The 14,288-nt window shown below is 44.3% G+C and carries 12 protein-coding genes; 6 read left to right on the top strand and 6 right to left on the bottom strand.

The window, feature by feature from the left end; translation table 11 throughout:
* The 3 genes from QUA03_RS19230 to QUA03_RS19220 all read left to right on the top strand — a co-directional run bounded on the left by QUA03_RS19230 (nt 1) and on the right by QUA03_RS19220 (nt 3,013).
* Nucleotides 1-1,266: an NAD(P)/FAD-dependent oxidoreductase gene (locus QUA03_RS19230; protein ID WP_445304864.1), complete on the top strand. Its 1,266-nt coding sequence runs from the start codon at nt 1-3 to the stop codon at nt 1,264-1,266.
* A 179-nt stretch (nt 1,267-1,445) separates the two neighbouring features.
* Nucleotides 1,446-2,123 (top strand): hypothetical protein, encoded by a 678-nt coding sequence (locus QUA03_RS19225; protein WP_333214022.1) that lies wholly within the window; start codon nt 1,446-1,448, stop codon nt 2,121-2,123.
* 116 nt (nt 2,124-2,239) lie between these two features.
* A complete protein-coding gene (locus QUA03_RS19220; RefSeq protein ID WP_333214020.1) occupies nt 2,240-3,013 on the top strand; it encodes a class II aldolase/adducin family protein in 774 nt (257 codons plus the stop codon).
* A gap of 284 nt (nt 3,014-3,297) precedes the next feature.
* Here QUA03_RS19220 and QUA03_RS19215 read toward each other — a convergent pair whose 3' ends face one another.
* The 4 genes from QUA03_RS19215 to QUA03_RS19200 form a co-directional block, all read right to left on the bottom strand.
* Nucleotides 3,298-4,221 carry an Rpn family recombination-promoting nuclease/putative transposase gene (locus QUA03_RS19215; RefSeq protein ID WP_333214018.1) on the bottom strand — a complete coding sequence of 308 codons (924 nt, stop codon included), beginning with the start codon at nt 4,219-4,221 and terminating at the stop codon, nt 3,298-3,300.
* Between the two features lie 41 nt (nt 4,222-4,262).
* Nucleotides 4,263-5,009 carry a HEAT repeat domain-containing protein gene (locus tag QUA03_RS19210; protein ID WP_333214016.1) on the bottom strand — a complete coding sequence of 249 codons (747 nt, stop codon included), beginning with the start codon at nt 5,007-5,009 and terminating at the stop codon, nt 4,263-4,265.
* 323 nt (nt 5,010-5,332) lie between these two features.
* Nucleotides 5,333-5,884, bottom strand: a complete 552-nt coding sequence (locus QUA03_RS19205) for a GNAT family N-acetyltransferase (RefSeq protein WP_333214014.1) — start codon at nt 5,882-5,884, stop codon at nt 5,333-5,335.
* Nucleotides 5,874-6,077 (bottom strand): hypothetical protein, encoded by a 204-nt coding sequence (locus tag QUA03_RS19200; protein WP_333214012.1) that lies wholly within the window; start codon nt 6,075-6,077, stop codon nt 5,874-5,876. Before QUA03_RS19200 ends, QUA03_RS19205 begins: the two co-directional genes overlap by 11 nt.
* Nucleotides 6,078-6,212: 135 nt before the next feature.
* Between QUA03_RS19200 and QUA03_RS19195 the strand changes: the two genes are divergently transcribed.
* Both QUA03_RS19195 and QUA03_RS19190 read left to right on the top strand, forming a co-directional pair.
* A complete protein-coding gene (locus tag QUA03_RS19195; RefSeq protein ID WP_333214010.1) occupies nt 6,213-7,574 on the top strand; it encodes a calcium-binding protein in 1,362 nt (453 codons plus the stop codon).
* Nucleotides 7,575-7,787: 213 nt separating this feature from the next.
* Complete coding sequence (locus QUA03_RS19190) at nt 7,788-9,146, top strand: calcium-binding protein (protein ID WP_333214008.1); 1,359 nt, start codon at nt 7,788-7,790, stop codon at nt 9,144-9,146.
* A 324-nt stretch (nt 9,147-9,470) separates the two neighbouring features.
* Here the strand turns inward: QUA03_RS19190 and QUA03_RS19185 are convergent, their stop codons facing one another.
* Nucleotides 9,471-10,835, bottom strand: a complete 1,365-nt coding sequence (locus QUA03_RS19185; protein WP_333214006.1) for an MFS transporter — start codon at nt 10,833-10,835, stop codon at nt 9,471-9,473.
* A gap of 134 nt (nt 10,836-10,969) precedes the next feature.
* Complete coding sequence (locus QUA03_RS19180; protein WP_333214004.1) at nt 10,970-13,033, bottom strand: Eco57I restriction-modification methylase domain-containing protein; 2,064 nt, start codon at nt 13,031-13,033, stop codon at nt 10,970-10,972.
* A gap of 222 nt (nt 13,034-13,255) precedes the next feature.
* On the opposite strand from QUA03_RS19180, the gene QUA03_RS19175 reads away from it, so the two are divergent.
* Nucleotides 13,256-14,260, top strand: coding sequence for an AAA family ATPase (locus tag QUA03_RS19175; RefSeq protein WP_333214002.1), 1,005 nt, complete (start codon nt 13,256-13,258; stop codon nt 14,258-14,260).
* Nucleotides 14,261-14,288: the final 28 nt, after the last annotated feature.

Raw genomic sequence — 14,288 nt, 5'->3', positions numbered from 1 at the left:
ATCCTCAAAATTACAATCATTGGCGGCGGTGCTGCTGGTTTTTTTAGTGCAATTACCTGTGCCAAAACTTACCCCCAGGCCCGCGTCACTTTACTAGAAGCTGGCCGGCAACTCCTGGCAAAAGTTCGCATCTCTGGCGGCGGGCGCTGCAATGTGACTCACGCCTGTTTTGACCCCGGTGTTTTAGTGCAGAATTACCCCAGAGGAGGGAAAGCTCTGCGCGGTGCTTTTACTCGATTTCAACCGCGCGATACAGTTGAATGGTTTGCCGGTCATGGCGTGAAGTTGAAAACAGAAGAAGACGGGCGAATGTTTCCGATCACCGACGATTCGGGGACAATTGTTAACTGTTTGATCCGGGCTGCTGAGGATGCAGGTGTGAAAATTCGCACCGGCGATGCAGTAGTTTCTGTAAAGAAATTAACCGGGAATAACGCAGAGGGCGAACACGGAGACACCGCCCCTACTTTTGAAATTGAGTTGAAGTCGGGGGAGATTTTTAAGTGCGATCGCATTCTTCTCGCTACAGGCAGCAATCCATCGGGTTATAAGTGGGCAAAAGAGTTAGGTAATACTGTAGAACTGCCCGTTCCTTCTCTATTTACTTTTAATATTTCCGACAGCCGAATAAAAGATTTAGCCGGAATTTCTGTTCCTAATGCTAAGGTGAAATTGCCGGGAGCTAAATTAGAACAAAGCGGGCCTTTGCTAATTACTCACTGGGGTTTAAGCGGGCCTGCTGTACTCAAACTTTCGGCTTGGGGTGCGAGATTTTTGCACGATCGCCATTATAAAACCTCTGTGCTGATTAATTGGCTTCCCCAGTACAATGCGGAAGTTTTGCGGCAGCAACTGCTAGCGGTTAAGTCGCAGTTGTCGCACCGATTGATTGTTTCTAGCTGTCCGTTTCCGGTGCCGCGCCGCCTCTGGGAACGTTTGACAAGTTCGATCGGCATTGATGAGCAAAAACGCTGGGCCGACTTATCTAACAAAATCCTCGATCGCCTCCTGCTAGAACTCGTTCAAGGCGAATATCAGATTGCCGGAAAAGGCGCATTTAAAGAAGAATTCGTCACCTGCGGCGGTGTCAACCTCAAAGAAGTCGATTTCAAGACAATGGAAAGCCGCCGCTGTCCCGGACTTTTCTTTGCTGGCGAAATCTTGGATATCGACGGCGTGACGGGCGGTTTCAACTTCCAAAGTGCCTGGACTACGGCGTGGTTGGCCGGGAACGCGATCGGCAAACCATCCGATTTTAGATTTTAGATTTTAGATTTTAGATTGCGGGATACTTGCTATATAAAGGTTTGGGAGTTGCGATCACGCGATCGGCTTACCAATATTAACTTTTGTGTTATTTTTGAATTAAGGCGCACCAAATGTGTTTCAACTTCAGCTTGTAGACACAATTCGCAGTTTTGCGGAGTTAACATCGGCGAATACAGATGAAAAACTTGAATCTACAAACCCTAAAGTTCGATCGCAACCTTGAGGGCCATCTTGACTCACCTTTCATCGAAAAAAATGGCTTGCTGGAACTCAACCTCAAATTTATCACTCCCGAATTTTTAACAGCCTGGACGTTTGAAACACACCTGTACGACGAACAAGTTGCGATCGACCACTTTGTCATCACATTTCCCAGCCGCACCGATCTCGAAAAATACGCCGCATCTTTGCGCTCTTTCGGCGCCAAAACAGTTGAAGGCCCCGACTTGTTCCCGATCAACTTTTGTTCGGGAAACATTAACGTTCCCTCCGATTTGTGGCTGCATTTAATGACCTTATTAATGCCAGCGGGCGGCTTAGTAGTATTAGATGCGCCCCACGCAGCCGGCGACCAAAAAAACCGCTTTCAGCAAGAAAGAGGATTAGAAGCAGTTCACCACGTCGCGCTTCGAGTCGAAAACGTGCAGAATGCTGCTAAAATATGGCAAAATAAAAACTTTAAACCGCTATCAGAGCGTCCTCTAGACTACGGCTCATTAACCCAGTGGTTTCTGCAAAACCCCGCCGGACAAATCATCGAATTAATAGAACGTCGCCCCGGCAACAACGGCACCTTTGACTGCAAAAACATCGCAGGCTTGCGTCTCAGCGAAGATAAAGTCAGTAGTCATTAGTCATTAGTCAGTAGTCATTAGTCAGTAGTCATTAGTTAACGGTTAACCGTCAACGGTTAACAGTCAACAGTCAACAATGCCCCATGCCCAACGCCCAATTCCCAATTCCCAAATCTATGGTTGCAATAAAAATCCCCAAAGTCACTTTTCAACCCCCAACATTCAACTCAGTTGAAGAAGAACGCCGCCACCGCAAACAGCGTTTAGCCGCCGCATTCCGATTATTTGCCCGCTTCGGATTCAGCGAAGGAATTGCCGGACACATCACCGTCCGCGACCCCGAACACCTCGACCATTTCTGGGTCAATTCTTTTGGAATGCACTTTAGTTTAATTCGAGTCAGCGACCTAATTTTAGTCAACCACAAAGGCGAAGTTGTGGAAGGAAATAAACCCGTAAACGAAGCAGCATTTGCCATTCATTCCCAAGTGCACAGCGGCCGCCCCGACGTAATCGCAGCAGCCCACGCTCATTCTCCCTACGGCAAAAGTTGGTCGAGTTTGGGCCGCCTGCTTGACCCGCTGACGCAAGATGCTTGTTCTTTTTATGAAGACCAAGCTTTATTTGACGATTACACCGGAGTTGTTTTGGAAATCGAAGAAGCTAAACGCATCGCCAAAACTTTAGGTGAGAAAAAAGCGATTATTTTACAAAATCACGGACTGTTAACAGTAGGTCAAACAGTAGATGAAGCGGCTTGGTGGTTTATTGCAATGGAACGTTCTTGTCAAGCGCAGTTAATGGCCGAAGCAGCAGGAAAACCAATTCTCATCAAGCCAGAATGTGCGCGTTTAACACAGCAGCAAGTAGGGTCTCACCGCATGGGATGGTTTAGCTTTCAACCGCTTTATGACATGATAGTGCGTCGGGAACCTGACTTATTAGATTAAGGAACTAGGCGGTTGAAAGAGACTGTTGGCGAATTCGCAGGGGGTGTTACCCATCACCTCTGGGAGGCAGTATTTCCGTTCACTATTGGTAGTTAATGGCTATATGGTCAATTTGAAATTTAGTCTAGAACCACTATTTTTAGGGGTGAGAGGTGAAGCCCTTTATTGATTCGCCAACAGTCTCTTGAAACCGCTACTACACAAACACAGTCCGCCTGCGGCGAATCAAGAATGAAGGGGGTATTAAAGCCGGATTTAGTATCAGAAGTGCAAAATTTATAAATTCATGCTGACACGGATTCCAGCCAAGCTATCAAATCCTCTTGACTGGTAAAATCTAACAAGATTTCTCCTAAATCATCTAATTGTTCGAGAGATAACTGCTGGATGCGAGTTTGAACTTCTGGTGGGATTTCGCCAGTGCGCCGCGCGATTTGACGCAGAATTAATGCTGTTTGCCCCTCAATTAGACCTTCTTGGCGACCTTCTTGGCGACCTTCTTGCATCCCCTTAATAACGGCACCGCGTTGGTCTTCAAAGAACATTTCCCGCTTTTCTAATGATGCTAACTCGTCAAGGTTTAAGGTAGACCTGTTAGCAATGTTAAAAGCTGTTTGAATTTCGGGTACTGACGCCAATTTATCCGGTATTTCCTCCAGTTCAGGAGCATTTTTTATAAAATAAATCCAGCTTTGAATCAGATTTTCAACTTGTTCTAATTTTTTGTTAAACTTTGGTAGTTCAACAAAAACTAACTCTATTTCCCGATAATACTCGAAGTTTTCTTCGACTTCTTTAAAGACAAAATGTGAGAGAAACTTTTCGGTATTTTCAAACAGGATAAAATCCGTAATTGTGAGAGCGATGAGAGGATTTAATTTTGAGTAGCCTTCTCTCCGTTTGAGTTGAGTGGCGTAGGTTTTTGCTGCATTATATATAACGCGCTTAGTAAAAGCTTCTACATTGATGACCTGCATTTCGATAATTACAGTTTTGTTGCCCGTAATTTTTGCTTTGACATCCAGGTAAGTGTCTTTTAACCCAGTAATGCTCGGTGCGGCGTAGGGATCGATGATTTCTAAGTCTGTAATTGTCGGCTCTGCGTTGTAGAGCATGGCATTTAGGAAGCTAATCAAAACTTCTTTGCTCTGGGGCGAAGCAAAGATTTTTTTGAAGCCAAAATCTGTCTTAGGGTTGATGAAATTCATAATTGATAATTAGTAAATGGTATTTTAATGTGATAATTATATCACAAAATTCCTTCCATTTCTAAATCTTCAATAAGCTGCAATCCGCGCGGATCGCCGACTCGCAATAGCGAAGATTTAGCATCTTCCCTGACGCCCATATCTTCATCTTCTTCTAAAGCTTCAATCAAACCGTCGATCGCCCCAGCGTACACTATATTATTCGGCAATTCTCGCGCCAGTTGCCCGATCGCCCAAGCGGAATTACTTCGCACAGCAGACACAGCATCTCCCCGCAGCGCTTCAATCAACGGCGGAATCGCCGCAATCACCACATAGTAACCAACTTTTGCCATTTGACCCAGAGAACTCGCCGCCCACAAACGCACCGCCGAAATATCAGTTTTCAGAGCATCAATTAAAGATGGCAAAGCGCGGTGATCGCTGCAATTTCCCAAGGCCCAAACTACCCCTTTGCGAACGTAACCGTTCCAGTCGCGGTTAAGCTGAACAATCAGCGGTTCCACAGCATCGGGGCTCGGATTTCGCCCCAACGCATAAGCCGCGCTCACTCGCACCAAGGGGCAACCGTCTCTCAATAAATTAATTAAATGGGAAATTGCTCGATCGTCCTGCAGTTCGCAAAAAGCCCGCGCCGCAATCATCCGGTGCTGAGGTTCCGGGGATTCCAGCAAAGGCAGCATTTCCTCTGGATCTGGCAGCGGGGGTTCGGATTCGTCAAATTGATCCAAAGGGCTTTCCAGTTCCGTGTCAGTATCAAGGGCGTTGGAGTAGTCGTTATTGTTCATAAAAAAACTTTACCGCACAGAGGATGCTCCTAAGCAACTCAGTCAGCAGTCACCAGTCACCAGTCAATAATTGTAGGGTGCCCACGATATTGCACCATTGTGAGCAACAGGCTTTCCGGCCTGTTCCACAAGAATAAAATTTATCTTTTGTGGAACAGGCCCAAAAGCCTGTTCATAAAAGGCTAATTGAGAATGGTGCAACATATAAGTTACTACAAACGAATATCTCTGCTTTTACTTAAGTTGGTAGTGAGGAATTCAGTCCTCATAATTTGGATGAATCAGGACTTTAGCCCTGATTCCAAACCAGTAGAATTTATTTTTCAAAGAGACTTGAGCATCGAGACGGAATGACTTTGATAGCCTAATTTTTGATAGAGATTCACCGCCGGCTGATTGCTCAGAAATACTTGCAAACCAATTTGCCGATCGCCTCTTTCCCGCGCCCAATTCTCAGCATAAATAACTAAAGCTGCACCGACTCCTAGACGGCGATGTTCCGGTGCTACGTACAGCAAAAAAATGTGAGCGTAGCGTTCTCCGGTGGTTTGGTCGATCGCATTTCCCAACCACAAACATCCGACAACCGATTGGAGATTTTGCGCCTGAGATTGGGGATTGAGATACTGCGAGGGAAGCGCCGGCAAAATTTCTGCCTCTTCCTGGCTGTTTTTCTGGCACTCTACCCACCAAACCGGCGTCTGGTTAGAAAAATACTGCTCGACAGTTTGAGCCAAATGTCCCAATTCCCCATCCGGGTAAAGCTCTTGGTAAGTCCGGTGCATAAACTTTACCAGTTTTGCCCGATCGAGTCCCGATCCCGATCGCAGCCAGTAACCCGGTATTAGTTGAGCAGACCTCAGCTCAGCGGACACGAAAAGCGGAATAATTTAGCCCCAAGAACATTGGATTGACTATTGCCGCTTGCTTTTGAGGGATCGCTTCCTCAATCGGTGCCGGGGCAGCCATGTCACCAGGCAAAAAGATGCGAGCACTGACTGCTACCAGAGCCGCGAAAAATACTAATACCGCTATCAATGGAGCAATGTATTGACGAATAATACCCATAACCGCAAAAACTTAATTCTTGAGTTGATATTATCAAGTGTACCATACAAATCTTGTCAGCTATAATTGCTGCCATTGGACAATTAGCTCAAGCTTGAGCGATCGCAAATACCAACTAACAGAAAATCTAATATTATGAGTGCCTCGCCTGCTGTTTATGAAGATCTGGCTAAGTCAATTGTTTTTTTGAATCAAAAGCCGAGCGCGCAAAATGAAATTTCGACTTTCCTAGATACTAATGGCTACTATATCGATCGCATATTCGACGACCCAGAAACAAACTTTTATGCGATCGGGTTCGGTTCATCCAATCCCGAAAACCCGCCAGCCCTCGTATTTAAAGGTACAGACTTCATCGACGGCGACGCTATCTTTTCCGACTCGCGAGACATTGGTTTACCTGAATTTGAAAAGAACAAAGATAATATCAAAAATTGGCTCACAGAAATCGGTCAAGATACTGGTAAGAACCCCAACAAATTATTGCCCGATGTCATCGGACACAGTTGGGGCGGAGCAGTCGCTCAAATTGTAGCAACCGAATACACATCTCTGACCAGTGATATTTTTACTTTCAACTCTCCGGGAGTCTCCGCGAATACATTCACCAGTTTTCGGAGAAATCTCGGCAGAGTCGGCAACAAAAATGTCACTCACTACATTGTCAGCGGAGATTTCGTCAGCTTGTTTGGTGAAGCATTTATTCCGGGTAAAGTATTTATCCAAAGTTTTACAGATCCGAGTATTAATCCCTTAACTGTTTTGGCAAAACATCGAACTGAAAATTTGTTAACTACTCCGCCCGTGGGTTTTTTGCAGAGGCAAATTTCCGTAGAACAATTAAACAGTCCCGAATTTGCTTATAACAACGACTCAGATTTTAACGAGTTTATCGCTGCGATGAATTTCGCCCTGCCCAATGTGTCAGTCGCCATCAGAACCAGAGGCGGTGCAGAGAGTTTGAGAACAGCACCAGAATTTTCTTTTGTGCAGTTGATCAGAGAAATGCAATACGGTTTAGCTCCCTTACAACCGAATTATTTATCAGGCGACGCTCGTAGCAATACTGCTACGGGGGGCCCTGGAGAGGATACAGTTATCGGCAACGGCGGTAACGATACTCTCAGAGGCAATCGAGGTAATGACAGCATCATCGGTGGTGATGGCGACGATTTCTTGTACGGCGGCAGAGATAACGATTATTTGGAAGGTGGCGACGGAAACGATTTGGTTTCCGGCGAGTTTGGCAACGATTTTTTAATTGGTGGTGCGGGGCGCGATCGCTTTGTATTGGAATCCGGCGGCGGAGCAGATGTGATTTTAGATTTTCAAGATAGTAAAGATTTAATTACACTGTCGAGGGGTCTAACTTTTCCTCAAATTATAGTAACTCAAGGTGTTGACGGAGCTTTAATTACTATCCCGATTACTGGGGAAATTCTTGCTACTCTCAGAGGCGTAGTTGCCAGCGATATTACGCGGGTAGATTTTGTATAGCTTTAGGGTGCTCAAAATTGGTATTTTTGGTGGCGCAAAATCTGCATGGGTTTTGTAGAGAGAGTTTTTTTGTATTAAAAAATCTCTATCAATTTGCCCCTAAAAAACCCATAAAAATGACCAATTAATATGGTCAATAAACGAAGTTTATAGTAAACTTAGTTAAGTAGCTTAAAAACTAATTCCCCCTCAAACGACAGGAAATAAAAAAATATGCCCTCCTCCCCCGCCGCTTACGAAACTATAGCCAAGCAACTTGCTTACATAGATGACCAGCCCCAGTTTCAAACTTTAGTTCAAACAGGCTTGAGTGCTGCTGGCTACCAAATCGATCGCACCTTTGACGATCCCGGAACTGGATTTCATGCGATCGGCTTAATTTCCACCACCTCAGACAAACCGCCAGTTTTAGTATTTCGCGGCACCGACTCGCCCGTAGATGATCTTGCTAACGGAGACCCGCGCGGCACCGGTTTTAACCAATTTGAAGCCAACAAACAAGCATTAGGAAATTGGCTGACCCAAATCAGTCAAGATACAACCAAAAACCCCAGCCGCTTGCAACCAGACCTTCTGGGACACAGCTTGGGCGGCGCCATAACGCAACTAGCCGCCACTGAATTCACATCTGCGATCGGAGATGTTGTCACCTTTAATTCTCCTGGAGTTGATCAGAGCACCGTCAATACATTCAAGCAGAAAGTCGGTGCCGGAAAAAATGTAACTCACTACGTAGTTGAGGGGGATTTTGTTAGTTTGGGAGGAGAAGCTTTTCTCCCCGGAAAAGTAGTTCTTCAAACATTTACTAACCCGGTTATTAACCCGCTACTTGTCTTGGACAAGCACACGCAAAGCGGTTTGTTAACTTCTCCACCTCCCGGATTGACTCAGAAAGAAATCTCTGTAGACGAGTTGAGCCGCCCTGATTTCACTTTCACCGATTCCGATTATTTAGAGCTGTTAGCTGGCGTAGACTTTACACTGCCCGACTTGGCAACCTCGCTGGAATCGCGCAGCAGTTTAGAGCAATTAAGAAGCACTCCGGGAGCCTCATTTTTAGCAAACGTTGCAGCAATGCAAACTGCTCTAGAGCCATCCCAAATTAATAATTTAGTCGGCGACGATGCCAACAATACAGCATCAGGTTTTGGAGGGGACGATATTATCACTGGCAATGGGGGCAACGACACTCTCAGTGGCAACAAAGGCAACGATATTATCAGCGGTGGCAGCGGCAACGATCGGCTATTAGGCGGCAAAGGGGATGACAATTTGAGCGGTGGAGAAGGAGACGATACACTCATTGGCGCAATGGGTGCGGATCTCTTAATTGGTGGCGCTGGACGCGACGTATTGGTGTTAGGAGCAGGTGCCGGTACAGATACACTTGTAGACTTTCAAAAGGGTCAAGATTTAATCGGTTTGAGCGGAGGTTTGACCTTCAACCAAGTGAGAGTTACTGCAGGCGATTTTATAACGACGATTGAACTGGCCCGTAATGGCGAAGTTCTTGCCAGTATTCCTGGCATTCCAAGTAGTCCGCTAACAGCTAGTGATTTTATTGCGATTTAGTTCGCGGCTGGCAATACAGATATTGTGTAGGGACACAACAATGTTGTGTCCTTATTTTATGAACGCAAGCGCACATAATTTATACTCCAATACGCTTGGGATAAGAATAATCTGATTTCCTTTCACAAGTTTGGAACTCTCATAAATACGTGAAATGAAATTCGTCTTAAAGCGCTAACCCAAGTGTATTGATTTATACTCATTCCATGATTACAAACATCAATATTCCTCTAGGGAGGGGTTGACCGAAATCTCCAAAAGTAGTGCAGACATTGGTAAACCAGACCCGCCCGAATATTAGAGTTATAGCCACCGGACTTGATATTAATCGAAATCGTCCAGTCCAGGCCTGGGCATGGATGCCAATTTTTTCTCATCGTCTAGGGGCAGAAAGAAAATGGTTAGCATACCGGGAATCACAGCCAGCGCGCTCATCAAAAAATAATTTTGATAGCCGAGACTCGCCTGCAAGTAGCCGCTGAAAACGCCCGGAATCAGAACTCCTGCGGCCATAAAAGCAGTTGTAATTGCATAGTGAGATGCTTCGTATTCAGGGCGGACAGTCCGCATCAAGAACACTGTATAGGCAGCTACGCCAAGTCCGTAAGTAAATTGCTCGATCGAGTTTACAGCATAAGCCCATTCAATCCCCGGTTGATTTATTGCCAACAGCCAATACAGCACGTTAGTTGAATTTTGCAGAATAGCCGTCGGCCACATCCATTTTTTCAATCCTTGTTTGGCAATCAAATAGCCGCCTAGCAACCCTCCAATTAACAGAAACATTACCCCTAAAGTACCGGATAATAAGCCCATATCCGACGTAGAAACTGCTAATCCTCCTTTCTCAACTTTATCCATCAAAAATGGCGGAGCCATTTTAAACGTCAAGGCATCGCCCAAGCGAAAAATCAAGACGTAAGCCACAATCCAACCTATTTTATCTTGCTGAAAATAGGTTTTGAATGCTTCGATAAAGCTGGTTCTTTGTTGGGGCGTGTCGGATTCCAGATCGTAATTTCGAGGATAGGGAAGATACCACCGCTGAAAGAGATATATCAGCACAAACATAATTGCACAAATGCCAAAGGCTGTCGCCCATCCGTAGTTAAGCGCAGACACGCTAAAATCCGAACCGAAAAATGACAGTGGAATGTTTTGATATATTTTGGTGTCGCCTGTATTCCCGGTGACTAAATGGTTTTCGGCCAGTTTCCCGGCTAAGAACACCAATAAACCGCTACCGGCAATGACAGCACCTCTATAAGCCGTGTTGCGAACCCCGACAAATAGTGCTTGTTGGTCTTTATTTAGAGTGTTTAAATAAAATCCGTCAATGGCGATGTCGTGAGTAGCTGACACAAAGGCGATCGCGGTAAAGATAACAAGCGATATAATAATCGGTGCGGGCGTTAATACGCCAAAAGCCAGGAAAGCAAACAGGAAAGCACAAATGATTTCGGTTGTTAAAATCCATTTGCGTTTCGTGGAATACAAATCAACAACGGGCCCCCACAAACCTTTTAAAACCCAAGGAAAAGACAAAAGACTTGTCAATCCGATCAATTCGTTGCTGGTTCCCATACCTTTCAAAAAAATCACCGACATTAAATTAACGACGGTGTAAGGGAGACCTTGAGCGAAGTATAATACTGATACCCACAATCCAGCGTTATGCTTTTTTTCCATTGCAGAGATATTTAACCTAGTTACTTATTTGATTTACTGAGTGCGATCGACAATTCCGGTCAATTCAACCCCTGGCCTCACAGTATATGCCATTCCGATGCCAGCGGCAGCCATATAAATAGTGCATTTTAGCATCATTCATACTCAAAACTATTTTTATTTTTTGAATTAGCCTGCAATAATTTTTCTCCGTTAAAATGAACGAGGTAAGCGCAAACATTCTTTTCCCAGTCAGAAGTGTCATAAGTTCGCAGCAATTCCAAAGCACTTTCTTCTATCTGATATGCAGTTTTTGCACTATTCACCGGACGTTCGAGACTGTCAAGATTAACAACAATTAAACCTGCATCTAGAAACTGATCCACCGTTTGGCGACGCACAGTTGCCCGCGTATTTAGTGCATATTTTTTACCGTATTGCTGCTCCATAAATTCCATAATTGGTGTGATTCCCCGAAGGGGAGATTTTGCCAATTCCCAAGCTTCCTTTGGCTTGAGGTCAAGCAAAGCCAGAAGGGTTAAGGCGGAACGTTCGTTAAGCTGACCTTTTGGAAAACCCAGCGCTGCAAGTATTTCTAGAGATTCATCAATACGGTTCTTGATTGTGATTGGGCTATTTTCTAACGGATTGGTCGCGTTCAGCAGTTGTCTCTCGACAAGTTTATCAATCTCCCGCTGTGTAGGAAATATTTCTGTTATTTGAGCGCCAAGTAAAAGTAATTGCTCTAGATTAGGATACTTCAAATTGCGTAAATCCGTAGCATTAACTTGAGTGTGTCCGTTGAACAGTCGAAAAAACGCATCTACCAAGCTCGAATTTAGATAAACGGCCAATCCCCGCGCCAGGGTGAGGTCTAATCCGCGTCCCTGTTGGTGAAAGTAATTCAAATGGTTCTCAAAACCCACGCTATAACTATTAATTTTAGTGGCATCCCAGACAACTGCAACAATTCGCTTTTTCTCTTCCTTTGAGGAGAAGCGCTTGCTCAAAACATAATGTTCGTTAGGTACGAGGAGTGCAGCAGTTTTTTCCGTGACAGCTAAAGCTTGATGCTTTCTCGTTGCTGTGGGATATTCAACACCGCCAGCCGAGAAGTGTGCGGGATAAATCAGCGGAACTGTACCGTTCTCAGGTTTGAGTCGCAAGTCAAAGCGAACACGAAAATCTACAACTTTTCCGGTTGAAACTGTCAAGCCTAATCCCTCTAGGGTGCAAGTAAATTGAGCCATTTGCTCGACTACTTTCTGGCTGACAGAATCCGGTAAAATCCGAATAAATTGCTCGGAGTCTTTGGGATTAATTAGGGCGGTATAGGGCAGTTGGTGAGACAAAACCAGGTCGTCGCCCGCGCTGCTGCTTGAGGTAATTAGTACAGTATCTGGCTGTTCTATTTGTTTGGTGGCGCGCACAATAATAGTTTCTTGCAGCACCGCATCATCGCGAAAGGGCAACTGTCGGGATTCAAAGATGTGTACTTGGCGTAAAGCCATCATTTGAAGGAATACTTTGCGGAAATCTCGAAAGTATAAACCGTTGCAAAAGCTGCGGGGAGTAATCGACACTAATTCACCGTTTGGTTTGAGCAGGTGAGCAGCAGCAACTGTGAAGCCAGCGTAGAGATTGCTGGTTTCTAGTCCTATAGAACGCAGCAAGGTGCGGGCTTGGGATTTAGCGTCTATCTTGGCATAGGGAGGATTGATAATTGCATGGGTAAATTCCCGTTTTACTGGTTGTGTAAATAGATTGGGCTGCAAGATATCGGCGCTGTCTTGAATAAAATCTATTTCGCGAACCTCACAGGTAAAAGATATCCCAAAATGCTGACATTCAATACTGCACAATTCTAAAGTTTGCTTGAGGTATTCTATCAAAATAAGGTCAATTTCATAAGCTGTAACGTGCAGGCTGTGCGGTTTGTTTGGGCGCTGGCAAAGTTCGCAAACAACGGCTGCTAACAGGGAACCAATACCAGCCCCGGCATCTAAAAGCGATATATCGGGACAGTTAAATTCAAACATTTTCGCCATCAAACTTGCGACTGAGGAAGGTGTTAAAAATTGTCCTTTTTCTCCTCTCTGGCTTTGCTGCAACTTTCGGGTTGCTTCTTGGCGCCAGCCATCTACTCGATCGAGTAAATTGCTTGCTGTTGAGTAGCTGTTACCCGGAAGAGCTAGCGTTTGAAAGTGCGGTACTATCATTTGTTCAAAAAGTGCGTTAGCGAAGCCCTCGAAGAGGATCGCCAGTTCAGTGTATTTTCGCTTAAAATTGCACCGATGTGCAAAAATGTCAAGCGCACTAGAAAATATATAACTTATCCAAAAGTATGTTGACTGTTCATATAGCTAGATCGGGAGGTAGCTAACGATGACACAAACTCAAACCAAGCGTTATGATTTTACTTAAGTATCTAGGCCTAAATCATGACAACTATCAACTGGAATGAAGTTTTAGATAGTATTTCAGAGAATGCAGAAGAGCCAGAAGTCGAAGATAGATTTGTCAAACGCCTTCTAAATGCACTTGGATTCAGCTCTGATGAGTGGGTACAACAGTTTAAAACAGGGAAGGGTCCTGCTGATTTTGCTGCTCGCAAGAATCACGATGAGGATAAATTTTCAGTTGCTAAAATTAACCCATACTTAATCATTGAAGTTAAAGGGAGAGTATCAGGAAAGGTAATCCTTAACTTAGCAGAAGGTACTCCCACGTACAAAAAAACTAAAGAACAGATAACACGTTATCTTCTTGATGCTAAGTGCCAAACATCTCAATGGGGTATTATCACTAACTCAACAGATATCCAGCTATTCCGTAAACATGGTAAAATCGTATTGCCTGCTACTGACTGCATGAGAATTACCAAAGATAATATCATTGAGATTATTACTAGAATTAAGAAATTGCTGGAAAATCCACCCAAAGCTTTAACAATTTGCATCTATAATGATAAGGGAGGCGTGGGAAAAACGACAACGACAATCAACTTGGCTGCGATTCTTCGACAACAGCAGAAAAAAGTGCTTGTGGTTGACTTCGATCCACAACAAGGAGATTTAACCGATTCATTAGGCTTACAGGAGGGAAAAGTCAAATTATCTGAGTGCCTGGTTGATGGATCGTTGAATGTTAAAGAAACTATTCAACCATTTAATCTAAAGAATAAAGCAGGTCAATTAGTTAAGATGTTTGATGTAATCCCATCTGATTCAGGGTTATCGAAGTTCATGAGTTATGAGTATGAAGCAAAAATTGAAAAAGGTTCAGCAAGACTGCGAGATTTACTTAATATTTTTGTTGGTAATTATGATTACATATTAATTGATGCGCCTACAAATTGGACTCTTTTTAGTAAAAGCTCTGTAAGAGCTTCCGATGTAATAGACATCTCCAAAATAGTAACAGTTCGTGGTAATATCACATCATAAAGCTTTTTTGACCCAGAAACATGAGCGA

Origin of the sequence: Microcoleus sp. S36b_A4, from assembly GCF_036700645.1 — a bacterium.
Classification (GTDB): Bacteria; Cyanobacteriota; Cyanobacteriia; order Cyanobacteriales; family Microcoleaceae; genus Microcoleus.
The sequence above is the reverse complement of the archived record's forward strand: the minus strand, read 5'-3'. Positions and strand labels throughout refer to the sequence as shown.